The sequence below is a fragment of the Paraburkholderia antibiotica genome, assembly GCF_012927125.1.
Lineage (GTDB): Bacteria > Pseudomonadota > Gammaproteobacteria > Burkholderiales > Burkholderiaceae > Paraburkholderia > Paraburkholderia antibiotica.
Genome location: NZ_JABBFZ010000002.1, coordinates 497,663 through 522,238 on the forward strand (window position 1 = coordinate 497,663; position 24,576 = coordinate 522,238).

Sequence of the window (24,576 nt, forward strand, 5' to 3'; positions counted from 1 at the left end):
CACGAGGCCCTTCTTCCACCCGCGCGCGCTCATGCCGTCATCTCCAGAAAGTAACGCGACAGCGCTTGCGGATCGAACGCGCCTTCAACGTAAAACGGCTCCATGCCGCGCGCGCCGAACACCGTCGCGAGTTCGGCGCGGCGTTGCACGACGCCCTCGCGCCAACGCTCGCGCATATCGCGGCTCAACCACAGCCGACGCTCCTCGCCGGACTCCGCATCGCTGACGGCCAGCAACGGCGCGCGACGCGGCGGCGCGATCTCCGCCTCGTCCCACACGACCATCGGCACCACACATGCGTGCACCAGCATGTCGAGCACCGGCGGCAACTGCGCGAGCGGCCAGTGGAAGTCGGACACGATGAACACCAGCGCCTGGCGGCCGGCAACGCGGTTCACGCAGTGCCGCAAGCCCGCCACCGCGCCGCGTCCGGCTGCGTGACTCGTGCAGTCGCGCAGCATCGTCGCGAGCAGATTGCCAGTGCCGCGACCCGTGCGCGGCGGCATGAACAGATCGTCGCGCTCGCCGCTGTCGAAGGCTTGCATGCCGAGCCGGTCGCCGACACGAAACGTGCTGTAGCCAAGCGCTTCGACGAAATCGGCGGCGACCTGCAGCTTGCTTCGCAGGCTGCCGAACTGCATCGACGCCGACACATCGACGATCACGATCACCTGGATCGCGACGCGCTGCAGGTTGACCCGCACCAGCCACTCGGAGCGCGCCGCGCGCAGGCTCGCGCGCAGATCGAGGCGACGCGGGTCCGGGTAGTCGAACAGGCGACCGTGCATCGCGAACTGCTGGCCCGAGCCGAAGCTCGCGCCGGGATGCGAGCCGGGCCGCGCGCCGCCGGCACGCGTCGGCAAACGGTAGTGAAATTCCGCGATGCCGTTCATGATGGTTCAGCGCGCGCGGGCGTTCATCGCGGCACAGCGACCTGGCCCACGACCTGCGCGATCAGCGCTTCGGCCAGTTCCTGGCGACGCAACTCGTAGATCGGCGTGAAGAACACCCGATGCCCAAGCGCCGGCAGCAGCACTTCATGAACGTCCTCCGGCAGCAGATGCGAGCGACCCGCGAGCCACGCGACCACGCGCGCGGCCCGCAGCAGCGCGCTCATGCCGCGCGGACTCGCGCCGGCGAGAATCAGTTGTTGCATGTCGACGCCGTCGAGCGCGATGCCGAAGCGCGCCGGCGTTTCGGTCGCCTGCCAGATGTCGAGCACATAACGCTCGATCGCCTCGCTCGCCTGCACGCTCTGCTGGATCGCCGCGCCGATCCGGTTCAGCTGTTCCCACGGCACGATCGACGCCGTCAGTTGCGCGAGCAGACTGTCGACGTCGTGAAAGCGTGTGTCGAACACCAATGCGCGACGCGCGTCGGTCTCGTCGGGCGTCGGCATGTTCAGTTCGAACAGAAACCGGTCGCGCGCCGCCGATGCCAGCTCGAAGGTCTCTTCCTTCTCGACCTTGTTGCGGTCGGCGAACACGGTCATGTGCGGGAAGCGGTACTCACGGCCGAACGCCGACACCGACCGCTCGGCCATCGCGCGCAGCAGCAGCGATTGCACCTGCGGACGCGCGCGATTGATTTCGTTGAAGAAGAAGGTGGTCAACTGCTCGCCGTGGCGCAGCAGCGGGCCCGGCTCGATACGCGGTTTGCCGTCGGCATCGACGTAGGTGTGATAGACGAGGTCGCCCGGCATCAGATCGATGGTGCCTTCGACGCGCTCGAAGTCGCCGCCGACCACATGCGCGAACGCGCGCAACACGGTGGTCTTGCCGACCCCGACGCCACCTTCGAGCAACACGTGGCCACGGGCGAACAACGCGATGTTGATGAGCCTCAGGGTCTGCCGCTGGCCGACCACGACCTTCGCGACTTCGGTTTCGATCTGCTCCGCGTGAGCCCGCCAGTCCTGAAGCTGTTCGTCTGACACCATCGCTGCGTTCCCCTTCGCTGGCCGTGGCCTGGGTTGCGCGCCGCTCGCCCGTCGACGCGCTTCTGATTCGCCAGCGTTCTGCTCAAGCACGCTTTATGCCGGTCAGGCGAACGAGCGTGCGGGGCTCGCGCGAGCGTGGCGCGTTGGCATCCTGTCACGAGATCCGGGTACAGACTGTGCCATCGGCGGAGGGTGTGTCGCGGTGGAAGCGGGCGTGGTGTCGAGGCTCGCTGGCGTGGTCAACGTGCGGTGCTGGCGGAAGTCGGCGCGTTCGTGGCGGGGTTCGTGGGAGTGTTCGCGTTGTTCGAATGGGTGTGTGTGACTGCCTTCGCGTCGTCGTGCACCAGCAAACCGACCAGCGCGGTCGCGCCGCGCTGCCACGACAGATCGGTATTACCGCGAATATCGACCGAGCGCTGAAACAGCATCCTGCCGCTCGCCACGTCCTCGACGCGCAGGTTCAGATTCAGAATCAGGTTGCTGACCTTCTGCACCCAGCACACGCCGACCTGCTCGACGCCGAGCGCGCGGCCGACCTGGCGTGCGCAGCCATCGCAGGTGGTGAGGTCCTGGCCAGCGCCGAGCTTTGCGATCAACTCGGCCGCGTGGCTATTGTCGGCGACGCGATAGCGCCCGCTCGCATCCAGTTGCGCGCGCACCGTATCGCTGACCTTGACGATGCGCGCGGCCTGCTGACGGTTGGTGTCGGCATCGTTGTAGGCGGCGTTGTCGTCGATCAATCCGCAGTTCATCACCGCGATGGAGACAGCGGCCGGCACCGCTTCGGCCCGCGCCGCCGCGATGCCGAACGCCCGAGAACCGCTCATGCTCATGCTCATGCTTATGCTCACGGTCACGCACAGCACCAGCGCGCAACGCCCGAGCCGATGCACAGTCCGCTGCGCAATCCATCGCACAGACCCATGCGTGGTCCTTGTCGCCACCCCGTCCCGATCGAATAAGCCCTCACGCAACCCGCTCATCGCCCTATCACTCCGCGCTCACCGCCACCTTACCGAGGCGGCCCGTAAACGCCGCATATTCCTGCTCCAGATGCAACGCCGCGTGCTCCAGCAGAAACTGCCGGAACATCGTGCTGGTCGGCGACAGCTGCTTCGAGCGCAAATGCACGATCTGCCACGTGCGTTCGATCGGCGTGCCGTTCACGTCGAGCAACGCGATCTCGCCAGTGCGCAATTCCAGCTGCAGCGTATGCAGCGAAATCAGGCTCACGCCCATGCCCGCCATCACCGCCTGCTTGATGGTCTCGTTGCTGCCGAGCGTGACAGTCTTCGCGGGCGTGAACAGATGCTGCCGAAACATCGTCTCGGCGGCCATGCGCGTGCCCGAACCCGGTTCGCGCAACAGGAAGGTGTCGCCGCGCAGCTCCTGCAGATCGAAGCGGCGCGCGCCGCTCAGCGGATGATCGAGCGGTGCGATCAGCACTTGCGGATGACTCGCGAGCGGCTCGGCGGTGGTGTCGAGTTCCGGCGGCGGGCGTCCCATGATCGCGAGATCGATCGCGTTGTCCTGCAACAGCCGCAGCAGCGCGTCGCGATTGCCGACCGAGAAATGGATATCGACCTTCGGGTACAGATGCGAATACATCGCCAGCAGCTTCGGCGCGAAATAGGTCGCAGAACTGACGATGCCGACGTTGATCGAGCCGCTGTCCGCCTGCTTCAGCGACATCATCGCGTCCTCGGTGTCCTTGATCTCGCCGAGAATGCGGCTCGCGTGATGGGTCAGCACCTCGCCCGCCTCGGTCAGCGTGAGCTTGCGCGCGATGCGCTCGAACAGCTTCAACCCGACCGCGTCCTCGAGTTGATGAATCTGCATCGACACCGCCGGCTGCGTCAGATGCAGCTCCTCCGCCGCGCGCGCGAAACTCGTGTAGCGGCTCGCCACCACGAAAATCTGCAACTGCCGCAGCGTCAGCGTGCGAACGAAATTCAGCTTGATGCGGTTCGCCCCCTGGCGCTCGTTCTGCATTGGAACTAGCCGCTTTGCTGGCCGAACGCATCGAGCGCGCGTGCGGAATAGACGAGCGCCGCGCCCGCGTTCAGCGCGATCGCCACCGACAACGCCTCCGCCACTTCCTCGCGGCTCGCACCCGCCTTCACGGCGGCCGCGCTATGCACGGCGATGCAGCCGTCGCAACGCGTGGTGACCGCGACCGCGAGCGCGATCAGCTCGCGCGTCTTCGCGTCGAGCTTGCCGCCTTTGGCAGCGGCGCCGTCGAGCGCCTGAAAGCCCGCGAGTGTGGCCGGCGCGGCGGCGCCGAGCTTGCCGATGGCTTCCATCAGCTTGGGGGTGTAGTCGTTGGTATCGATCAACATGCAGGCGCTCCATGCGAAGTGAAACGAAGTGGGGGATGCCGGGCCCGCGCGGCGTGCTGCCCGAGAAGACTGCGCGCGGCGCGTGCGTTCAATGGCCTCGCGAATCAGCCGATCAGCGGCGGCGAACTCCCGCGCGGCCCGACGCGCGGGCGATCCATCGGCCCGCGACCGTGCGACTTAACGGCTGCCGCGCATGCCGGCGACCGGGCGACACCGCAACTCGCCGACTCGACGATGCCTCCGCCCGAGCCCGTCAGCGGCTCGCCCGCGGCGCATTCGACGGCTTCGTCGGCGCCTTGCCCGACGGCAGCTTGTGCAGCACCGACTGGAAGCTCAGCGTCTCCGTATGCGCCGGATGCGCGAAGTCGTTGTTCGGGCCCGGTACGTCGGTGCGGATCTGCACGATCTGGCCGGGCACGCCGTCGGCGAGCACGAAGGTGTAGCGCTTGGCCGTGTATTGCGCGAAGCGCGCCGCGTTCGGATCGTTCAGATAAGGCTGCACGACGATGCGCCGCGCGTTGACCGGTTTGCCGCCGACCTCGCTCGACACGCTCTCGACCTGCGGCCCCGCGGCGAGCGCGAGCCGCAGACGCTGCTGGAAATAGCGGCGCTGACCGCCGGTGAGTCCCTGCATCTCCGCGATGTCGTGCTCGAGAAAATAGATGATCGCCGGATTGCACTGCAGCCCACCGACCGGCAACGGCACACTGCCGCTATGGTCCGACACCTGGGCATCGGTCTTCGCGTTGTCCGGGCTCACCACCAGCACCTTGACGGTGTCGGCGCTGCGCGACGGCTGCGCGGAATCGATCAGCGCGTAGTCGAGTTCGGTCTGCGCGGCCACGCCGTGCAGATGATCGGTGAGAAAGATCAGCCGCTCGGCCGCCGTGATGTCGCCGGTGCCGGGCGCGCTCGCACCAGCGACAGCACCACCGCTCGCATCGCTTGCCGCGCGCGCGGCGGCGGGCAGCACGCACAGCGCGCAGACCGTCCACGTCAGCGCGGCGGCCGCCGCGCGAAGCCAGCCGCCTCGCGCCGCCGTCATTGCGGCGTTTCGCCGGGCTTCGGCACGTCGACCGGTTTGAGCATCGGCACCTGATAGGTCGCGAGAATGCCGTCGATCTTGTCGTGATTCGCGCCGATCCATTGATCCACCTTGTCCTTCCAGGCCTTCTCGCCGTAACGCACGCCCATCGAGATCGTGTAGTCGAAACGGATGCCGGGCTGCGCGGGGAACGGCACGAGCCGCACCGAATCGCCGGCGCGTTTGGCGAAGTAGCCGGCGATCGGCCCCCACAGGAACACCACGTCGACGTTGCCGGCGCTCAGATCCTGTTCGATCATCTGCCCCGGGTATTGCGCCGGATCGCCACTTTGCACGCGATACGACACCGCCTGGTCGATCAGGTTATGGCCGAGCAGCCAGTCCACCGCCGGGGTCTGCGAGAAGATCCCGAAGCGCAGCTTGTGCAACTGGTCGGGCGGCAGCTTGAGCAGATCGTCGGGGGTCTTGATGCTGGCGAACTCGGGCCGGTTCGGCAGCACCATCGCATAGGTCGAGCGCAGATACGCCTGCGTGGTCGACGTCATGTCGTAGCCCTTCGGCACGCCGATGATCAGATCGCACTTGAAGCGCTCGCTGCCCTCGGCCTTCTCGCGCAACGTATGGCGCACGAAGCCCATGCGCTGCGGGAAATACGTGTATTCGAGCTTGTAGCCGAAGTCGCTCGCCATCTGGCTGGCGATACGGTTTTCGTAGCCCTCGCCCTTGTCGTTCGACAACGGCATGTTGTTCGGGTCCGCACATACTCTGAGCACGCCGTCCGCGCCATCGTTATTGGGCAACTCCGGGCCGTCGGCCCGGACCGCCGCACTCGCTAACGCCGCGCCGCAAAGCGCGGCGGCGATAACGGTGACATGCACGGACATGCTTCGCTTATCACGCATCGTGAGCCTCCGAAGGAATGACTGCACCAGCGCTATTTAGCATCGATGGCCTGCAGATCGCCCGGCTTGATCTGACCATCGGAGCGCCCTTTCAGATACGCATACAGGTTTTCCCAGTTCTTCTGCATCATCTGGCTCGAGCTGAAATCGGGCATGCCCTTCTCGACCCGTCCGCCAAACACCGTGCGATGAAACTCGGTCTTGTCGAGCGTCTTGAACGCGTCGATCAGCGACGGTCCGACCATACCCTGCTGTTGCGCGCCATGGCAGCGTTCGCAAGCGAGCGCGCGCCACGTCTTCCATCCCTGCAGCGTATTACTGTCGACCTTGCTGCCGTCGACCACCTTGTACGCGACCTGCGCAATCGAGGGATTGTTCTGCGCGTACGCGACGGGTAACAGGACGAGTGCTGCGGGTACTGCCGCGAGCAACAGGATTGATCGGCCTTTCATGCACATGTCTCCTTCTCTACTCGATGGGCGCGCGCCGTCGATGCGCTTCACGAATGCATCGGCGGCGCGCGCGTTGACTGACTACGGGTACTGCGGGGTGAACGGCACGGCCGGCGCGCACAGGGGAAGGACGCACCGGCCGGCCGCTCATGCGGCCATCACATCAGCTCTTTTCATTGGGGATCGCGAACACGAACAGCGTGCCGCCGAGCGCCGTGTACTTCGCGAGCTCACGATAGCCGCCGACCGCGCCCAGACCTTCGTTCGACTTTTCCAGCCCGGCCGCCATGCCGATGCCGGCCCAGCCGCCGATGCCCGAATACACGCCGACGTACTGCTTGCCCTGGTACTCATAGGTAAAGACGTTGCCGATAATTCCCGACGGCGTCTTGAAGCGCCACAGTTCCTTGCCGTCCTTGATGCGAACCGCCTTCAGGTAGCCTTCGAGCGTGCCGTAGAACGCAATGCCGCCGCCAGTGGCCAACACACCCGACCACACCGAGAACTTCTCCGGCTTCGAGTAGACGATCTTGCCCTTGCTCGCATCCCACGCGATAAAGTTGCCCATCGCGTTGTTCTCGTTCGGGCCCGGATACATCGACAGCGTCGCGCCGACATACGGCTGGCCCGACACGTAGTCGACATCGAACGGTTCGTAATCCATACAAACGTGGTTGGTCGGCACGAGGAACATACTCGTGTTCGGATCGAACGCGGCCGGTTGCTGGTCCTTCGAACCGAGCGCCGCAGGGCAGATGCCCTTCACGTTGTGATCGGAACCGGCCGCCTGGGTCGAATACGCCGCATTACGAATCGGCAGGCCGCTTTGCAGATCGACGCGATCGGCCCAGTTCACCGCCGGGTCGTACTTCTGCGCGACCAGCAGCTGGCCGGTTTCACGATTGAGCGTATAGCCGAAACCGTTACGGTCGAGGTGGACGATCGCAGGGACTTTCTTGCCGTCCATGGTCAGATCGGACAGGATCATTTCGTTGACGCCGTCATAATCCCATTCGTCGTGCGGCGTCATCTGATAGACCCAGCGAGCCTTGCCGGTATTCAGGTCGCGCGCGAAGATCGACATCGACCATTTGTTGTCGCCCGGACGTTGCGTCGGGTTCCATGTGCCCGGATTGCCGGTACCGTAGTAGACAAGGTTCAGCTTTGGATCCCACGCATACCAGCCCCACGTGGTGCCGCCGCCGAGCTTCCACTGATCGCCCTTCCACGATTTCAGCGACGAGTCCGCGCCCACCGGCACCATCTTGCCGTCGGTATACGTCATGGTCTTTTGCGGATCGAGCAGCATCTCGTTGTCGGGACCGGTGCTGTACGCGGTCCAGGCCGGTTTGCCGGTCTTGATGTCGTACGCGATCAGCCGGCCGCGCACGCCGAACTCGCCGCCCGAGATGCCGGTCAGCACCTTGTCGCCGAATACGTGCGGCGCGTTGGTGTTGGTTTCACCCGCTTTCGGATTGCCGTTCTGCGCGGTCCACACCACGTCGCCGGTCTTCGCGTTCAGCGCGACCAGCTTGGTGTCGGCCTGTTGCAGGAAGATCTTGCCGTCGCCATACGCGAGACCGCGGTTGACGGTATCGCAACACATCACGGAGACGACCTGGTCGTCCTGTTTCGGCTGGTACTGCCAGATGAAGGTCTGGTCCTTCAGGTTGATCGCAATCACCTTGTTCGGGAACGGTGAATGGATGTACATCGTGTCGCCGATCACGAGCGGCGAGCCTTCGTGACCGCGCAGCACGCCCGTCGACATGGTCCAGGCGACCTGGAGTTTGCCGACGTTGTTCTCGTTGATCTGTTTGAGCGGGCTATAGCGGTGATTCGCATAGTCGCCTGCCTGGGCCGCCCAGTTGGCGGGGTTCTTCATCAGTCCATCGAGCTGCGAATCAGCCTGTGCAGCCAGCGAGCAAAAGCCTGCCGATGCGAGGATCGCGAGCCCAAGAACCACAGTGCGTAAGTTCATGTCTCCTCCAGAATTGTCCTGCTGTTCAACTCACGAATGACCCACGCTACCTCGTCGCATCGTGCGCGCCTTCTCGAGTACAGGTAACGATTAACGTGCTATCCCGATTCGATGTCGGGCTTCGCGACGCATGAACGGCAAACGCATATTCCATGCCGGCCAGCGCGAACGCGTCGAAACACGCGACTCGCGCGGGCCGCGCCGCAAGAGGTGCGTCCGTCTAAAGGCCGACGCGCGCCGCCCGCATGTCGCACGCGACGCGGCGCGATGTGGCAACCTTGAACTGGTTCGTCACGGCGAGCGGCACATACTGTGTCACTTCCGTGATACGAAACGTGTCCTTTGCGAATCGTGCGCCGCAGCATGGGCACGCTACCTGCGGCAGTGCTTCGTTCGACGAACGATTCGCGCCTTCTAGGAGCCCCCGCCATGAGCAACACCGAGCAGGTCTATTCCGACGACGAGATCCGGCAACGCCTCGTCGGTCCGTTGCAGCACTGGTATGTCGAGGACGGCTGGCTGCGGCGCAAATACCGCACCGAGAGCTGGAAAGGCACGCTGATGGTGGTCAACACGATCGGCCATCTGGCGGAGGCCGCGTGGCATCACCCGGATCTGACGGTCTCCTACGCGTTCGTGATCGTGAAGCTCAAAACCCACAGCGCGAAGGGCATCACCGACAAGGACTTCGCGCTCGCCGGCAAGATCGAGTCGGTGATCCAGTGGCAACCTGGGCTCGAAGGCGGGCCGCTCGAAGGCACACCGGCCGACGACCAGCGCTTCCGCTATATCAAGTACGACGCGCCGAAACCTGCCGACGGGAGTTGAGGGCGCGCCGAGATCAACTGCCTGGCTGCTTGGCCGCTTAGCCGCGCATCGATTCGCCCGGTCGCGCGGCAACGTGGCAACGCCACGACGCGCCAACGAAACACGAACGACCCGCCGGCGGCAACGCACAGCGCCCGCCCGCCGGATGCAACAGCGGGTGACACAGTGCACCTTCCGCGTCACATAGCGTCCGCGCGAGCACGCAACTACGCGCGGGGCGATGTGCCGCGCAATGTGGCGCGCCCCCCTCCACACCAGGCACGAGCCGCCCGAACACCGCATCGGCGGCCCTTTCACGCGCGTTGGTACGGCTTCTGCTTGAACTCGCCCGGCGCATCGCCGCGAGCGGACGCGCTGCGTCGCTGCGCAGGTTGTCACAAATACGTATGTCGCCCACGCGCATGTCGCCGAGCTCGCATCATGCCAGGCGGGAACCCATTCGTCGCGCCCACCCGCAGGAACACCGAAGAAACCCTGAGGACTCACCCAAGGACACTCGAGATGCCGCTTCAGCTTCGCCGCCTCCAGCCTCGCGAGCCGATCACCGTCGATGCGCCCGCGCGTCTGCACCTGGGTTTTCTCGACCCGAACGCGTCGCTCGGACGCGCGTTCGGCAGCCTCGGCCTCGTGATCGACGCGCACGGGACGCGCGTCGACGCGTGCCTCGCCGAGCGCGAACGGATCGACGGCGCGGTGACCGACGCCGAGCGCGAGCGCATCGCGCTGTGTCTCGCGCGTCTGCAAGCGGCCTACGGTCCGGCGACGCTCGCCATCGACGTGGTCCACGCGCCGCGCGCCCACACCGGCCTCGGCTCCGGTACGCAACTCGCGCTCGCGGTCGGCACCGCCTTCGCGCGCCTCGTCGGCCAGCCGGCGACGAGCGCCGAAATCGCCGCCGTGCTCGGGCGCGGCGCGCGTTCCGGCATCGGCATTCTCGGCTTCGATTGCGGCGGCCTGCTGCTCGACGGCGGCCCGCCCGGCGATCTGCGCCAGAGCGCGCCGCCGCTGCTCGCGCGCCAGCCGTTTCCCGAGCAATGGCGCGTGCTGCTCGTCAGCGATACGCGCATCGAAGGTCTGCACGGCGCCGAGGAACGGCGTGCGCTGGCGTCGCTCGCGCCGTTCCCGCAGCGGCTCGCCGCGCATCTGTGCCATCTGGTGCTGATGCAGATTCTGCCCGGCGCCGCCGAGCACAACTTCGCGCCGTTCGCGCACGGCCTCACCGAGATGCAGCAGACCATCGGCGAATACTTCGCGAGCGCGCAAGGCGGCGTGTTCGCGAGCCCGGACGTCGAGCACGTGCTGCGCGCGGTCGCCGCCGAGCGCACCGCCGGCATCGGTCAGACCTCGTGGGGGCCGACCGGCTTCGCGGTGCTCGCGAGCGCGCGCGAGGCCGACAGCGCGCTCGCCACCGCGCGCGCGGCCGCGCAGAGCTTGCCGCATATCGAATGCAGCGTGGTCGCGGGTCGCAATAGCGGCGCGACGATCCGCAACGCCGAAGCGCGCGCGCCGCGCAGCGACGCCGCATGACGCGCGGCCGCGCTCCGGCCGCTACCCGCAGCGCGTGCGCCGCGCGTGGCGGCATCGCGTTGCATTGTGCTGCATTGCGTCGCCTCCGCCGTTCCCGAGATTGCCACTGAAACGAGCCCCAGCCATGTCAGAAACCATTGAAAGGCCCTACATCCTGCACATGTTCACGGCCACTCCGCAGATGAGTCCGTTCGACGTCAACATGGCCGCCGACGCGGGCTACCAGGTGATCGTGCCGTATTGCGACGTCCAAGCCGGGATGGTCACGAACCTGACCCAGGACGCGATCTTTTCGCGCGGGCCCAAAGGCGTGTCGCGCACCGGCATCTTCATCGGCGGACGCGACGTGATGCTGGCCGCCGACATGCTCGACAGCGCCCGCCGCGCGATGGTGCCGCCGTTCGAAGTCCCCGTGTTCGCCGATCCGAGCGGCTCGTACACGACCGCGGCCGCGCTCGTCGCGCTGGTCGAGCGGCATCTGGGCAAGCAGCACGGCATGGAACTCGGCGGCAAGCGCGTGCTGATTCTCGGCGGCACCGGCGCGGTCGGCCGCATCGCCGCGGCGATCGCGGCGTCGCGCGGCGCCGACGTGACGATCGCGAGCCATCACGACGAAGCCCGCGCGCGTCAGGTCGCGACCGAACTGAACCAGCGCTTCGGCATCGTCATCAACGGCATCGGCACTACCACGTCGGCCGCGCTGCGCGTGGCGCTCGCCGAAGCGGAGATCGTGCTCGCCACCGCGATTGCCGGCGTGCAGGTGATCAGCAGCGCCGATCTTGCGTTCGCGAAGCGCCTGCTGGTCGCCGCCGACGTCAACGCGGTGCCGCCGGAAGGTATCGCCGGCGTCAACGTGATGAACGACGGCAAGCCGATCGACGGCGTGCCGAACGCGGGCGCGGTCGGCATCGGCGCGCTGGCGATCGGCAACGTCAAGTATCAGGTCGAGCACCGCCTGTTCATGCGCATGCGCACGGGCGGCAAGCCGGTCTACCTCGGCTTCCCGGAGGCGTACGAAGAGGCCCGCGCGGTCGCGGCCGGTCTCGGCTGAACGCCGTCATGAAAGCGCATCGGCCGCCCACGCCCGCGCCGTTCGTCGCGGTCGCGGGACTGTCCGCGCGACTGCTCGCGCAGTCGGCCGCGCGCGCGGGCCTGCACGTCGCCGCGCTCGACACCTTCGGCGATCGCGATACGCGCGAGGCCGCCGAGCTGTGGTTCGATATCGGCGCCCACGACGGTGACGGTAGCGACGGCAGCGGCGCGCTGGAGATCGATCGCGCGCGGCTGGTCGATGCGCTCACTCGACTCGCGCGGCTGCCAGGCCTGCTCGGCTGGGTCGGCGGCAGCGGGCTCGAACCGCTGCTCGCGCAGTTGAGCCGCGAATCGGGCCTGCCGCGCTTTCTCGGCAACGATGCGGCGGCGCTCGCCGCCGTGCGCGAGCCGCGACGCTTCTTCGCGCTACTCGATGCGTTGGGGATCGCGCATCCGGCGGTGTCGTTCGAACGGCCCGAGCAGCCGCAAGATTGGCTCTTCAAACTCGCGGACGGCTGCGGCGGCACGCATATTCGCGCGGCCGCCGATGTACCCGTTTCCGCGTCTTCTGTCTGCGCGCCCGGCTATTTCCAGCGCGTCGGCCACGGCCGCTCGCTGTCGACGCTCTTTATCGCCGCGCGCGGCCGCGCCTACCTGCTCGGTTTCGCCGAGCAACTGACCTGCACGGTCGGCACGTTGCGCTTCGTGCATGCCGGCTCGCTCGGCCCGCTCGACGTGCCGCCCGCGCTCGTCGCCCGTGTGCAGGACGCACTCGACGCCGTGTGCGCGCACACCGGCCTCGTCGGCCTGAACAGCTGCGATTTCCTGTCCGATGACGACAGCTTCGACGTGCTCGAAATCAACGCGCGCCCATCGGCCACGATGACGCTTTATGAAACCGCGTCGCCCGATGCGTGGCCGGCCGGCCTGCTCGCGTGTCATCTCGACGCGTGCCGCCATGGCCACGCGCCGTCGGCCGCGAGTCTCGCGCTCGCCAGCCGGCCGCGCTGGCGAGCCGGCCAGCGGGTGCTGTTCGCGCCGGCGCCGTTCACCGTGTCGACGGCGTTTTCCGATGCGTGCCTGCACGACCCGCAATGCCGCGACGTGCCGATGCCCGGCGCGCGCATCGACGCCGGGCAACCGGTCTGCACGCTGCTCGTGCGCGCGGCGTCGCTGGACGCGGTGCGGCCCGCGCTCGACGCGCAGCACGCGCGCGTGCTGCAACGAATCGAAACCTGCGAAGAACCCGACCATGTCTGCCTCCACACCCACTCCTGAGACTTCCGCCACGCACGCGGCCAATGTGGCCCATGAGGCCAACGCAGCCAACGCGTACGACGCGCCGCCGAGCGTCAACGCGCTGAGCGAGCGCCTCGTCGCGCGACTCGTCGACCACGCGGCGCGCCTCGGCGTCGCGATCACGCGTACCGAGGCCGGCACCGTGATCGCCGATGCCGGCGTCGCCGCGCGCGGCGGTATCGAAGCGGGCGTGCTGATCGCGCGCATCTGCATGGGCGGCCTCGGCCGCGTCGCGTTGCGCGCGAACCTCGACGCCGCGCCGCTCTGGCCGACGATGCTCGAAGTCAGCACGTCCTCACCGGTGCTGGCCTGCCTCGGCAGCCAGTACGCGGGCTGGAGCCTCGCGGCGACCAAGGAGCAAACCGGCGGCAAGAAGTTCTTTTCGCTCGGCTCCGGCCCGGCGCGCGCGCTCGCGGTCAAGGAGCCGCTCTTCACCGAGCTCGACTATCACGACCGCCACGCACGCGGCGCGCTGGTGCTCGAAGTCGACCGTCTGCCGCCGCAGGTCGTGATCGACAAGGTGCTGCACGATTGCGGCCTCGCGCCGGATCAATTGACGCTGATCGTCACGCCGACGCAGTCGCTCGCGGGCACGGTCCAGGTGGTCGCGCGGGTCGTCGAAGTGGCGCTGCACAAGGTGCACGTGCTCGGCGTGCCGCTCGATGAAGTGATCGAAGCGAGCGGCTCGGCGCCGCTGCCGCCGCCCGCGCCGGACGGCATCCAGGCGATGGGCCGCACCAACGACGCTATCCTCTACGGCGGCCGCGTGCATCTGACGGTGCGGCACGACGAAGTCGCGCGCGGCCTCGCCGACGATCTGCCCGCCGCCAATTCGCGCGACTACGGCCGGCCGTTCGCCGACATCTTCACGTCGTTCAATTTCGACTTCTACCAGATCGATCCCGCGCTGTTCGCGCCCGCCGAGGTGTGGGTCAGCAGCCTCGAAAGCGGCGCGACGTATCACGGCGGCCGGCTCGACGGCGCGTTGTTGCAGGACCAGTGGGGCGGCCGGCCCGACGCGCGATGACGCCGACGTCCCCCGCCATCCCGCACGCGACGATGCACGCCGGTGTACGCATCGCGATCATGAGCGACGAAACCGGCTGGCACACCGGCCGGCTGAAGAAGGCGTTCCGCGCGCGCGGCGCCGATGCGCGCTGCGTCGATCTCGCCGATTGCCGTATCGACACCACGTGGCAGCCGCATGGACTTGTCGTGCCGGGCTTCGGTCACACGTTGCCGGACGCGGTGTTCGTGCGCGGCATCGCCGGCGGCACCTTCGAGCAGGTCACGTTGCGGCTCGGCATCCTGCACGCGCTGCGCGAATCGGGCGTGCCGGTCTACAACGACGCGCGCGCGATCGAGCGCAGCGTCGACAAATCGATGACGAGTTTCCTGCTGCATCGCGCGGGGGTGCCGACGCCGGCCACCTGGGCGGTCGAATCGGCGGCGGTCGCGCAGCGCGTGCTGATGCGCGAGGCGGCCGCCGGCCGCCAGGTCGTGCTCAAGCCACTGTTCGGCTCGCAAGGGCATGGACTCAAGCGCCTCGGCGCGCGTGGCGGCGGGGTGCTCGCGCCGCTGCCGTCGCTGGCGCCGTATCGGCAGGTCGCGTATTTGCAGCGTTATGTCGCCGGCGCGCGGCCCGGCTTCGACTGGCGCGTGCTGGTGATCGGCGGCCGGGCGGTCGCGGCGATGCGGCGCAGCGGCGGCAAGGGCTGGATTCACAACGTCGCGCAGGGCGCGCGCTGCGAGCCGGCCGAACTCACGCCGGCGCTCGCGCAAACCGCCGTGCAGGCGAGCGCCGCGCTCGGGCTCGACTATGCGGGCGTCGACCTGATTCCGAATCCCGACGATGCGGCGCGACCGCTGGTGCTCGAAGTCAATGGCGTGGCGGCGTGGCGCGGGTTGCAGTCGGTGACGTCGCTCGATATCGCGGCGGCGCTGGTGGATGATCTGCTCGATCGGAAGCTGGCGGCGCTGTGCGTGGGGAGTGACGGTGGTGGGGAGGCGGTGGGTGGGGTGACTTAGGGACTTAGGGACTTAGAGGCGAGCGTGAGGACGTAGCGCACTGCTTGCTCTCGCCGGATGACACGTGGGTTATTCGCGCAGGAGGCGTTCTACCTCGTCAAGAAACGACAGGATGGTGTAGCCCCACGGCTCGGGAGTAAATGCGCTTAGAAAGTTCTCCTCGAAGGCAGTAGCCAGATCGTTTGGGTGCTCGTTCCTGAACAGCTCTATTTCGCGGATCACATCTCCATAATTGTGAGGACAGCCTTTCTTATAACACTCAACAATCTCTGAAACGGTGTTTCCGAACAGGTCGAAGTCCTGACCGAAGTAGGCACAAAAAAACTGCTCCATTTCAGGGTAACGCTCTAAATAGTTCATTCCTTATTATTCAAATATGCAAAGACGGCGGAGAAATTGTCTGGATTTATCGATCAACCGATCACCTGTCCAGTACCCGCTGTACTTCATCAAGAAAGGATGCAGTCGTGTAGCCAGCCCCCTCAGGACGAAACCCGTGACTGAAAGATCGCTTGAATGCAAACTCCAGGTCATCCGGATGTTCGCTTCTGAAGGACTCGAGTTCGCGAATCAGGTCACCATAATGGTGAGGGCAGTCTTTCTTGTAGCTCTCAACAATTTCCGGAACCGTGTCTCCGAACAGGTCGAAGTCCTGACCGAAGTAGAGACTAAAAAACTGCTCCATTTCTGGGTAGCGCTCTGAATAATTCACTTCTTTCTCACTCAATAAAGGCCGTAAGGATGTAATACGGCATGCCGTTGTAGGTTTCGTATTTCAGGGAAACGAAAACCTTATTCATTGCCGTAAGTTTGCCTGTTGCTCGGGTTACTCCGTGGCCAATATTCCCAGAAACGACCTTGGTTACGGTTAGCGTAACTCGTCGATTTGGGGACCGCGTCCAATCCCTGATTCTCGCCGCATTGGCCTGCAGCGTCTCCGAAATCGCGCGCTCGGCCTGCTGAACGTCCGTAAATGACGATACGACGTGTCGCTCCGGCTCCCGCCTCAACCGATCCCTCAACCAAGCCTCATCCTTCCCGACATGCTTAAGCAGCGTATGCCCACCCAGCCTCGGCTGCACTGCTTTCGCCTCGTGCATCTCCAGGCTGACCCGGCCCATCGTGATACGGGCGGCACGTGCAGCCCTGACCGAACCGGCAAAGCCAAACGGCACCGCCAGATCGATCGACAGCCCGATACTGTTCGCCATATCGGGGCTGGCCTTCATCGTCTGAGCCAGCTTCGCGGTGCCCTGCTGCGTCAACGTGATGGTGTCGTAGCCGGTCCAGACCTGACGCACACCCGCCGCCGCGGCATCCGAGCCATGCACGCCGAATACGATGCAGCCAGCCTTGCTCGCCATCGTCGGTTCCGGCAGCACGCATAGCGCCGCCGCCCCGACCATTTCCAGCACCCCGCCGACAATCTGCAACCCGCCCCACAGTCGGTTGGTCAGCATTTCGGTCTGGCTGATCGACTGACGGGCCAGTACGGCCACCAGTTGCGGCGCGCTTAGTACCACGCGCACGCCGTCTGAATCTTCCTCGTACGACATCCGAATCGCCCGCTTTCGCCCGTTGAAAAAGGACGATCACCCTAACAACGGACCTCGATATTCCAAATGGGCGAAGGATGATTTTTATGTCCCATTTGGACGAATACCCAGGATTCGGCGGCTATCGCAAAAACAGATGACCTGGAAGCCGGCGTTCTGAACTGGCACTAACTGGCACTCTTAGTGCTCTGTCTGAGCGCCGCGCGTCGAGCGCTCTAGCGTCACATCGCCAAAACCCAACACCATGTCCCAGCCACCTGCTCCCAGCGCCCAACCGAGCCGAGCCCCAACGTGAGCCTCGCCCCCACCGCCCTATTCGGCTGCGCCCGCGAAGCCTTCCTCGAAGCCTGCGCGCTCGACGTCTCGACGCCGAAGCCCGGCAACGTCAGCGCGCAAAGCCCCGGGCACGGCATGAATGCGGCGCAGTTCCTCGCCAGCGCGCAGGCCTCGCTCGATGCGTTGTTCGCGCGCGGCGCGCCGGTCGGCCAGCGGATCCTCGACGCGGTCACCCGCACCCGCGCGGCGGCCGGCTGCAACACCAACCTCGGCATCGTGCTGCTGGTCGCGCCGCTCGCCGCCGCGCTCGACGACATCGTCGAGCGCATCGACCTCACCAACCACCCCGGCACCCCGGCGCTAACGGCATCGACATGGCGCGCCGCCGTCGCGCGTGTGCTGGCGCGGCTCGACGTCGACGACGCGCGGCTCGCCTACCGCGCGATCGCGCTCGCCAATCCGGGCGGTCTCGGCGACGCGCCCGAGCAGTCGGTCCACGCGCCGCCGACGATCGGCCTCGGCGACGCGATGCGGCTCGCGAGCGAACGCGACAGCATCGCACGGCAATACGCGAACGGCTATGCGGATCTCTTCGACACGGGCCTCGCCGCGTTTCGCGAAGCCTCCGCCAATGCCCCCGACGTCGCGATGCTCAACGTATTTCTGGCCTTCCTCGCCGGCTGGCCCGACTCTCACATTGTGCGCAAGCACGGCGGCGCGCTGGCGCAGAGTGTCACGCTTGCGGCACGCGAGCAGCATGCGCGCTGGCGGCAAACGCCGCTTCGTTCGCGCCGTGCGCCGAGCGATCCGCAGCTCGATGCCTGGGATGCCGAACTGAAGACCCACGCGATCAACCCCGGCACCAGCGCGGACCTCGCGGTGGCGACGCTGTTCGTCGCGCGTCTGCTCGACGCCGGCGATGCGCGACACGGCACCGTTACTCGCTGATTGCGCCGCCGCGCGAAAACTGGCACGGAATCTGTTAGCTAGGGTCTGGTTACCACCGTGCATTCCCGCGCCGTCGTGCGTTGCCGCATCCGCGCACGCGGCGCCTCATCAGCAAGCCCATACCTACTTATTGGAGGAACAGAATGGCCAAGATCAACCGCGTCATGATCGGTGAGTCGCTCGTCGGCGACGGCAACGAGGTCGCGCATATCGACTTGCTGATCGGACCGCGAGGTTCAGCTGCGGAAACCGCTTTCTGCAACGCACTCACCAACAATAAGGATGGCTTCACATCGCTACTGGCAGTCGTCGCGCCCAATCTGCTGACCAAGCCGAACACCATCCTCTTCAACAAGGTCACCATCAAGGGCGCCAAGCAGGCGGTGCAGATGTTCGGGCCGGCGCAGCATGCGGTCGCGCTCGCGGTCGCCGATAGCGTCGAAGACGGCACGATCCCGAAGGACGAAGCCGATGACCTGTTCCTCTGCGTCGGCGTGTTCATCCACTGGCAGGCGGACGACGACAAGAAGATCCAGCAGTTCAACTATCAGGCGACGCGCGAAGCAATCAAGCGCGCGGTCAACGGCGAGCCGACCGCGGCCGAAGTGGTGTCGAAGAAGTCCAGCGTCGCGCATCCGTTTGCGCCAAACTGACGCGCAGCGTCAACGGGGCTGAGGAGACGCGGCGCCGCCAGCCGGCCCCGCCTCCTCGCGCAGCCGCCCACCACGGCGGTTCGTGAAGCAGACTCAATGCTCTCGCAGAGGCATCACATGACGATCAGACGTCGCGCGCTTCTCGCCTTTACGTCCTTTACCTGCATCGCTCTGGCCGCGCCGTTCGCGTGCGCCCAGAGCGATGCGTCGAAGCCGTCCGCGCAAGCGGGCGGCTACAACTATCCGACCGCGGGCCGCGTCGAATACGTGCTGAGCTGCATGGACGACAACGGCCACGATTTCGCCAACGTCTACAAGTGCTCGTGCGTGATCGACAAGATGGCCGCATCGCTGCCCTATGACGACTTCGTCGATCAGTCGACGTTCTCGAAGTACGCGACGCTCGGCGGCGAAGGCGGCGCGGAATTCCGCGTCGACCACGCAAAATCGCAGACCAAACGTTTCCGCACGCTGCAGACCGACGCGTATCAGGCGTGCGGCCTCGGCCCGCAGAAAACGCCGACGGCCGCGAAATAATCGTGGACACCTGAATAAATTACCGCCAGCGGAAATAGCGGAACAAATGACCGTCATCTGAAACGGCGCGTGTACGGCTGTTTTCGGGTGACGGAATGCATTGCGCAGTGCAGCGCGACGCCCGACGATTCGGCGCCGCGTTTTGCCATGTCTATCGACGGCTCTGCCGCGCGGCGCCGCGCGCGCGTCAGATTCAGCTTCAATTCGGCACCAGCCCCTCGCCGAGCGACGCATAACGCGCGAGCCCCACGGCCGCCGCCGACCCATCGCCGCGACGTCGCTCGATCTGCACGCCGACCGCCGCGAGGTCGTCAAATTTCGCCGGCTTCGCGAGCGACACGCGCACCCAATGTGCACCGAAATCGGCGATCAGCAGTTGCGCGATCGTCTCGGCGAGCGCTTCGAGCAGCCTCACGCGATGCGACGCGAATAAATCGAGCAGCGCGCCGCGCACGGCCGCGTAGTTGACGGTGTCCTCGATGCGGTCGGTCGTGCAGGCCCGGATCGCGGGCACGCCGATCGTCAGATTCACGCGTACCGGCTGCGGCACGTGCAACTCGCTGCTATCGATACCGATGATCGTCTGGCCTACGAAGTTTTCGATAAAGACGAGGTCCAGCCGCACGGGCGACGCGCCGACGTCGGCGTCGAGGTTCGAAAAAGCGGCAAGGCGAACGGTGTCGATACGATCCATGATGTACTCCGCCGCGACGCGGCCCAAAGATTGAACAGCCTGTTAGAGTGGGAAAGCGTGAAACAGCCCGTGAGCAACAGCCCACAAGCAACAGCGAATCCGGCGCAACGGTGGCACGGCGTGTTGCACACTCTGTGCCGAAGCTGCCACAGGCCTGCAACAGGCGGCCATTTTTATGAGGCTATCTACAACAAAAGCAAAATCCGGGCACGGTGCGGTAAACACGGGGTGACTTTCTGTTGAACCAATCCGGCATCGGGCGTATTGTTTTAAATGGCCACCTGATATGACGGCTGGTCGCGAGGGCGTATGCGAACATCAGATTCCGCGGCGCCGAGGGCAATACACAAGGCTTGATAAAGCGGCATTCGCGGCGCGCGAAGCAGGCGCGGTCCCCGAAATGACGCAACGGAGACTCCACCCATGTCGTTGCTCGCTGACAGCAGTACCCACGTCCGAGAAGTGCTGAACGTGGTCAACCATCAGTTGACCACGCGCCCGACGAGCGAGTCGGTCGCGCAGTCATGGGCGCGCTGCATCAACGAATTCCAGCTCGATCCGGCGCGTTTTGTCCCGCCTCCCGTTCTCACCGAGTACGAACTGAACGCGCGCCGCGAGGCGCTCGGCGATCTGATCGCGTGTTCGAAGCTCGAAATGACGACGCTTTATCAGCAACTCGCCGATCCCGAACTCGCGGTCGTGCTGGTCGATTCGGGCGGCGTGATCGTGCATCAGGTGTCGTCGGTGCCGTTCGCCGAAGCGGTCGCCGACGACGGTTTCCGGGTCGGCGCGCTCTGGAGCGAACGCGAAGCCGGCACCAACGGCATGGGCACCTGCCTCGCGGAACGCGACTGTATCGCGGTCTGCCAGCATGAGCATTTCTATCCGCGCTATACGTCGCTGACCTGCTCGGCCGCGCCGATTTTCGACGACAGCGGCGAGATCGCCGGCGTGCTCGACGTGACGAGCCGCTCGAAGCTGCTGCAGCAGCACTCGCTGGTGCTGGTCGGCATGTCGCGGCAGATGATCGAAAACCGTCTGCTCGACTCGCGCTACCGGCACGCGAACATGATCCATTTCCACAGCCGCCCGGAATTCGTCGGCACGCTGCACGGCGGCAAGCTCGCGGTCGCCGACGACAGCACCGTGCTCGCCGCGAATCGCAGCGCGCTGTTCCAGCTCGGCTTCCGCTCGCTCAGTGAACTGCGCGGCCGGCGCATCGAGGAAGCGTTCAACGCGTCGCTCGAAGACATGATCGCGCGCAGCATTCGCGGCTCGTTCCATCCGGTCACCGTCTACAGCGCGAACGCGACGAACCGCTTTTTCCTCGTCGCGCAGACGCCGCAGAACAGCGCCGGGCGCATCGCGCGCGTGCTGGTGCCCGACTCGGCCGCCGCCACGCGCAACGCGGGCAATCACGTCGGCCATAGCGGCCATAGCGCCCACAGCGGCAGCGCGGCCGGCAAACAACCCGCGTCGTCGCCGAAACTCGACGAGATCGCCCACCTGGAATTCGGCGACCCGCGCATGGCCTCGCAGATCCAGCTGGCCGCGCGCGTGATTCAACGCAAGATCCCGATCGTGCTGCGCGGGCAAACCGGCACCGGCAAGGAAGTGTTCGCGCAGGCGCTGCACAGCATCAGCCCTCATTCGGACGGTCCGTTCGTGCCGGTCAACTGCGCATCGCTGCCGGAGAACCTGATCGAGAGCGAACTGTTCGGCTATCGCGCGGGTGCGTTCACCGGCGCGCAGCGCGAAGGACGGCGCGGCAAGATCGTGCAGGCCAACGGCGGCACGCTGTTTCTCGACGAAATCGGCGACATGCCGCTGGTCTTGCAGGCGCGGCTGCTGCGCGTGATCGAGGAACACGAGGTCACGCCGCTCGGCGCCGAAACCACCGTCAAGGTCAACTTCCAGCTGATCAGCGCGAGCCACCGCAATCTGCTCGAACTGGTGCAAAGCGGCCAGTTCCGCGAGGATCTGTATTACCGCCTCAAAGGCGTCGAACTGAATCTGCCGGCGCTGCGCGAGCGGGTCGACAAGCTGCCGCTGATCCACCATCTGCTCGCCAACGAGACCGACGATCCGCCCGAGCTGACGCCGGAAGCCGAACACGCGCTGCTCACTTACGCGTGGCCCGGCAATATCCGGCAGTTGCGCCACGTGCTGCAGATGGCGATCGCGCTGTCCGACGGTCAGCCGATCCGTTGCGAGCATCTGCCCCCCGAAGTCACGCAGCGCGGCTCGGCGCTCGACATGCCCGCCGCGTTGCGGCTCGCGAGCGCCGACCTCGACGCGCATCTCGCCGACGACGCCGACATCTCGTCGCTCAACGCGATCCAGCTGAACGAGCGCGAAACGGTGCTGTCGCTGCTCGACGAGCATCGCTGGAACGTCAGCAACGTCGCGAAGGCGCTCGGCATCAGCCGCAACACGCTGTACCGCAAGATGCGCCGGCTGCACATCCGGCTCTCGCACGAAGGCTCGCCCTCCGACGGCATGCCGCTCGACCTCGACGCATGACCGCGCCGTCCGCCCACCAGTCAGCGCCTACGGCCGCCCGCGATCTCGCCGACTTCAAACCGGATGCGCGCTTCGCATGGTGCGTGACCGGCTCCGGTCACATGCTAGAAGAATCGATCGCGCTCGCGCGGCGCCTGCCGCGCGTCGATCTGTTCCTGTCGGCGGCCGCCGAGGAAGTGTTGCCGCTGTACGGCTGGACGCTCGACAAACTGCGCGAGGAGTTTCGCGTGCTGCGCGACAACAGCGCGAGCGGCGTGCCGGTCGGCATGCTGTATCACGGCGTCTATCACACGGTCGTGATCGCGCCGGCCACCAGCAACACCGTCGCGAAGTGCGCGTACGGCATCTCCGACACGCTGCCGACCAACATGTACGCGCAGGCCGGCAAGCAATGCATCCCCGGCATCGTCTTTGCATGCGATACCGAACCGAGCGTGATCACGCATAGCCCGGACGCCTGGGTCGAACTGCGGCCGCGGGCGATCGAACTCGACAACGTCGAACGGCTGGCGCGCTTCGAATACACGACGCTCGTGCGCTCGCTCGACGAACTCGAAGCCGCGCTCGCTCAACGCCTCGCGACCCTCGACCTCGCATGGACCACCTCCTCTTCCTGACCGGCCGGCTCGCCGAACCGAGCTTGCGCCGCGTGCTCGACGGTATGGCGCCGACGCCGTTCAGCTGGGAGATTCGCGAAATCGGCCTGCAGGTCGCCGCGCTGATGACCGCCGACCTGATCCAGCGCCGCGTGAGCGCACCGCTCGACGCGCAACGCGTGATCGTGCCGGGCCGCTGCCGCGGCGACCTCGATGCGTTGAGCGCGCACTATGGCGTGCCGTTCGAACGCGGTCCCGAGGAGGTGAAGGACTTGCCGCAGTTTTTCGGGCAGAAAGCGAGGCCGTTCGATCTGAGCCGCTACGACACGGAGATTTTCGCGGAGATCGTCGACGCGCCGCGTCTCGATCTCGACGGCATCGTGGCGCGCGCACGCGAGTACGCCGCGCAGGGCGCGAATGTGATCGACGTCGGCTGTCTGCCGGACACGCCGTTTCCGCATCTCGAGGACGCGGTGCGGCGGTTGAAGAGCGAAGGCTATCGCGTGAGCGTCGATTCGATGCGCAACGACGAACTGCTGCGCGGCGGCCGCGCGGGCGCCGACTATCTGATGAGCCTGAATCTCGACACGCTGTGGATCGCCGACGAAGTGCCGGCCACGCCGATCCTCGTCGCGCGCGAACCGGGCGACCCGGCCTCGCTCGATGCCGCGATCGACGCGCTGTCCGCGCGCGGCCGCGCGTTTCTCGCCGATCCGATTCTCGATCCGATCCCGTTCGGACTGGCCACGTCGATCGCGCGCTATGTGCGGTTGCGCGAACGCTATCCGGACATCGCGATCATGATGGGCGTCGGCAACGTCACCGAACTGACCGAGGCCGACACCAGCGGCATCAACGCGCTGCTGCTCGGCATCGCGGCCGAGTTGCGCATCGGCGCGATCCTGACGACCTCGGTGAGTCTGCATGCGCGGCGCGCGCTGCGCGAAGCCGACGTCGCGCGTCGCGTGATGCATGCCGCGCGCGATGCGCAGGTGCTGCCCAAAGGCATCAGCACCGAACTCGCGACGGTCCACGCGAAGCGCCCGTTTCCGTACAGCCCCGCCGAAATCGACGAATTCGCGAGCGGCGTGCGCGACCCGAATTTCCGCGTGCAGATCAGCACCGACGGCATCCACGTGTACAACCGCGACGGCCATCGGCGCGGCGACGATCCGTTCGTGCTCTATCCGCAACTGAACCTCGAGACGGACGGTGGCCACGCGTTCTATATGGGCGTGCAGCTCGCGCGCGCGGAAATCGCGTGGCGGCTCGGCAAGCGTTTCGATCAGGACCAGCCGCTCGACTGGGGCTGCGCGCTCGAGCGTGCCGACGAAAATCTGCTGGCATGGTGCGCCCCGGGCGAGACGATGAAGAAGCGTTGAGACGGCGCCCACGCGCACGCACGCGCCGTTCAACTCCGA

At 66.2% G+C, this 24,576-nt stretch carries 25 protein-coding genes; 12 read left to right on the forward strand and 13 right to left on the reverse strand.

Going from position 1 to position 24,576, the window contains the following annotated elements; genetic code table 11:
* Nucleotides 1-29: 29 nt before the first annotated feature.
* From HHL14_RS06275 to HHL14_RS06315, 9 genes are all read right to left on the reverse strand, one after another.
* Nucleotides 30-893: a DUF58 domain-containing protein gene (locus HHL14_RS06275; protein ID WP_169496693.1), complete on the reverse strand. Its 864-nt coding sequence runs from the start codon at nt 891-893 to the stop codon at nt 30-32.
* Between the two features lie 23 nt (nt 894-916).
* Nucleotides 917-1,939: an AAA family ATPase gene (locus HHL14_RS06280; protein WP_169496694.1), complete on the reverse strand. Its 1,023-nt coding sequence runs from the start codon at nt 1,937-1,939 to the stop codon at nt 917-919.
* 239 nt (nt 1,940-2,178) lie between these two features.
* Complete coding sequence (locus HHL14_RS06285; protein WP_230412935.1) at nt 2,179-2,766, reverse strand: DUF3280 domain-containing protein; 588 nt, start codon at nt 2,764-2,766, stop codon at nt 2,179-2,181.
* A 163-nt stretch (nt 2,767-2,929) separates the two neighbouring features.
* Nucleotides 2,930-3,895, reverse strand: a complete 966-nt coding sequence (locus tag HHL14_RS06290; protein WP_206002232.1) for a LysR family transcriptional regulator — start codon at nt 3,893-3,895, stop codon at nt 2,930-2,932.
* A 41-nt stretch (nt 3,896-3,936) separates the two neighbouring features.
* On the reverse strand, nt 3,937-4,242 hold the full coding sequence (locus HHL14_RS06295) for a carboxymuconolactone decarboxylase family protein (protein ID WP_407945265.1): 306 nt from the start codon (nt 4,240-4,242) through the stop codon (nt 3,937-3,939).
* A gap of 289 nt (nt 4,243-4,531) precedes the next feature.
* Nucleotides 4,532-5,323, reverse strand: coding sequence for a hypothetical protein (locus HHL14_RS06300; RefSeq protein WP_169496697.1), 792 nt, complete (start codon nt 5,321-5,323; stop codon nt 4,532-4,534).
* Nucleotides 5,320-6,225 carry a substrate-binding domain-containing protein gene (locus HHL14_RS06305; RefSeq protein ID WP_169496698.1) on the reverse strand — a complete coding sequence of 302 codons (906 nt, stop codon included), beginning with the start codon at nt 6,223-6,225 and terminating at the stop codon, nt 5,320-5,322. Before HHL14_RS06305 ends, HHL14_RS06300 begins: the two co-directional genes overlap by 4 nt.
* Before the next feature lie 32 nt (nt 6,226-6,257).
* Entirely contained in the window at nt 6,258-6,677 is a 420-nt protein-coding gene (locus HHL14_RS06310) for a c-type cytochrome (RefSeq protein ID WP_169496699.1), read from the reverse strand.
* Between the two features lie 163 nt (nt 6,678-6,840).
* Nucleotides 6,841-8,658, reverse strand: a complete 1,818-nt coding sequence (locus HHL14_RS06315; RefSeq protein ID WP_169496700.1) for a methanol/ethanol family PQQ-dependent dehydrogenase — start codon at nt 8,656-8,658, stop codon at nt 6,841-6,843.
* A 429-nt stretch (nt 8,659-9,087) separates the two neighbouring features.
* Here HHL14_RS06315 and HHL14_RS06320 point away from each other — a divergent pair, with 429 nt between their 5' ends.
* The 6 genes from HHL14_RS06320 to HHL14_RS06345 all read left to right on the forward strand — a co-directional run bounded on the left by HHL14_RS06320 (nt 9,088) and on the right by HHL14_RS06345 (nt 15,372).
* Nucleotides 9,088-9,486 (forward strand): 4a-hydroxytetrahydrobiopterin dehydratase, encoded by a 399-nt coding sequence (locus tag HHL14_RS06320; protein ID WP_169496701.1) that lies wholly within the window; start codon nt 9,088-9,090, stop codon nt 9,484-9,486.
* Nucleotides 9,487-9,987: 501 nt separating this feature from the next.
* A complete protein-coding gene (locus HHL14_RS06325) occupies nt 9,988-11,013 on the forward strand; it encodes a beta-ribofuranosylaminobenzene 5'-phosphate synthase family protein (protein ID WP_169496702.1) in 1,026 nt (341 codons plus the stop codon).
* Between the two features lie 124 nt (nt 11,014-11,137).
* Entirely contained in the window at nt 11,138-12,064 is a 927-nt protein-coding gene (locus tag HHL14_RS06330; protein ID WP_169496703.1) for an NAD(P)-dependent methylenetetrahydromethanopterin dehydrogenase, read from the forward strand.
* Between the two features lie 8 nt (nt 12,065-12,072).
* Complete coding sequence (locus tag HHL14_RS06335) at nt 12,073-13,323, forward strand: ATP-grasp domain-containing protein (protein ID WP_169496704.1); 1,251 nt, start codon at nt 12,073-12,075, stop codon at nt 13,321-13,323.
* A complete protein-coding gene (gene mch, locus HHL14_RS06340; RefSeq protein WP_169496705.1) occupies nt 13,298-14,371 on the forward strand; it encodes a methenyltetrahydromethanopterin cyclohydrolase in 1,074 nt (357 codons plus the stop codon). Before HHL14_RS06335 ends, mch begins: the two co-directional genes overlap by 26 nt.
* The gene (locus HHL14_RS06345) at nt 14,368-15,372 is read left to right on the forward strand and encodes an ATP-grasp domain-containing protein (RefSeq protein WP_169496706.1); all 1,005 of its coding nucleotides are present in this window, start codon (nt 14,368-14,370) and stop codon (nt 15,370-15,372) included. The genes mch and HHL14_RS06345 overlap by 4 nt, the downstream gene beginning before the upstream one ends.
* 69 nt (nt 15,373-15,441) lie before the next feature.
* Here the strand turns inward: HHL14_RS06345 and HHL14_RS06350 are convergent, their stop codons facing one another.
* From HHL14_RS06350 to HHL14_RS06360, 3 genes are all read right to left on the reverse strand, one after another.
* Nucleotides 15,442-15,732 (reverse strand): contact-dependent growth inhibition system immunity protein, encoded by a 291-nt coding sequence (locus HHL14_RS06350; RefSeq protein WP_169496707.1) that lies wholly within the window; start codon nt 15,730-15,732, stop codon nt 15,442-15,444.
* A gap of 61 nt (nt 15,733-15,793) precedes the next feature.
* Nucleotides 15,794-16,084, reverse strand: a complete 291-nt coding sequence (locus tag HHL14_RS06355; RefSeq protein WP_329601621.1) for a contact-dependent growth inhibition system immunity protein — start codon at nt 16,082-16,084, stop codon at nt 15,794-15,796.
* Between the two features lie 7 nt (nt 16,085-16,091).
* The gene (locus HHL14_RS06360) at nt 16,092-16,928 is read right to left on the reverse strand and encodes an RNase A-like domain-containing protein (protein WP_169496708.1); all 837 of its coding nucleotides are present in this window, start codon (nt 16,926-16,928) and stop codon (nt 16,092-16,094) included.
* A gap of 291 nt (nt 16,929-17,219) precedes the next feature.
* Between HHL14_RS06360 and HHL14_RS06365 the strand changes: the two genes are divergently transcribed.
* From HHL14_RS06365 to HHL14_RS06375, 3 genes are all read left to right on the forward strand, one after another.
* Nucleotides 17,220-18,152 carry a triphosphoribosyl-dephospho-CoA synthase gene (locus HHL14_RS06365; protein ID WP_169496709.1) on the forward strand — a complete coding sequence of 311 codons (933 nt, stop codon included), beginning with the start codon at nt 17,220-17,222 and terminating at the stop codon, nt 18,150-18,152.
* A gap of 143 nt (nt 18,153-18,295) precedes the next feature.
* Nucleotides 18,296-18,805, forward strand: coding sequence for a formaldehyde-activating enzyme (gene fae / locus HHL14_RS06370; RefSeq protein WP_169496710.1), 510 nt, complete (start codon nt 18,296-18,298; stop codon nt 18,803-18,805).
* 117 nt (nt 18,806-18,922) lie between these two features.
* Nucleotides 18,923-19,342 (forward strand): hypothetical protein, encoded by a 420-nt coding sequence (locus HHL14_RS06375; RefSeq protein ID WP_169496711.1) that lies wholly within the window; start codon nt 18,923-18,925, stop codon nt 19,340-19,342.
* 199 nt (nt 19,343-19,541) lie between these two features.
* Here the strand turns inward: HHL14_RS06375 and HHL14_RS06380 are convergent, their stop codons facing one another.
* A complete protein-coding gene (locus tag HHL14_RS06380; RefSeq protein ID WP_169496712.1) occupies nt 19,542-20,036 on the reverse strand; it encodes a dihydroneopterin aldolase in 495 nt (164 codons plus the stop codon).
* A 423-nt stretch (nt 20,037-20,459) separates the two neighbouring features.
* Here HHL14_RS06380 and HHL14_RS06385 point away from each other — a divergent pair, with 423 nt between their 5' ends.
* From HHL14_RS06385 to HHL14_RS06395, 3 genes are read left to right on the forward strand one after another with little or no spacing between them, the layout of a single operon-like run.
* Nucleotides 20,460-22,559 (forward strand): sigma-54-dependent Fis family transcriptional regulator, encoded by a 2,100-nt coding sequence (locus tag HHL14_RS06385; RefSeq protein WP_169496713.1) that lies wholly within the window; start codon nt 20,460-20,462, stop codon nt 22,557-22,559.
* Nucleotides 22,556-23,176 carry a flavoprotein gene (locus tag HHL14_RS06390; RefSeq protein ID WP_169496714.1) on the forward strand — a complete coding sequence of 207 codons (621 nt, stop codon included), beginning with the start codon at nt 22,556-22,558 and terminating at the stop codon, nt 23,174-23,176. The genes HHL14_RS06385 and HHL14_RS06390 overlap by 4 nt, the downstream gene beginning before the upstream one ends.
* Nucleotides 23,155-24,537: a DUF6513 domain-containing protein gene (locus HHL14_RS06395; RefSeq protein ID WP_169496715.1), complete on the forward strand. Its 1,383-nt coding sequence runs from the start codon at nt 23,155-23,157 to the stop codon at nt 24,535-24,537. Before HHL14_RS06390 ends, HHL14_RS06395 begins: the two co-directional genes overlap by 22 nt.
* The last annotated feature ends 39 nt before the right edge of the window (nt 24,538-24,576 follow it).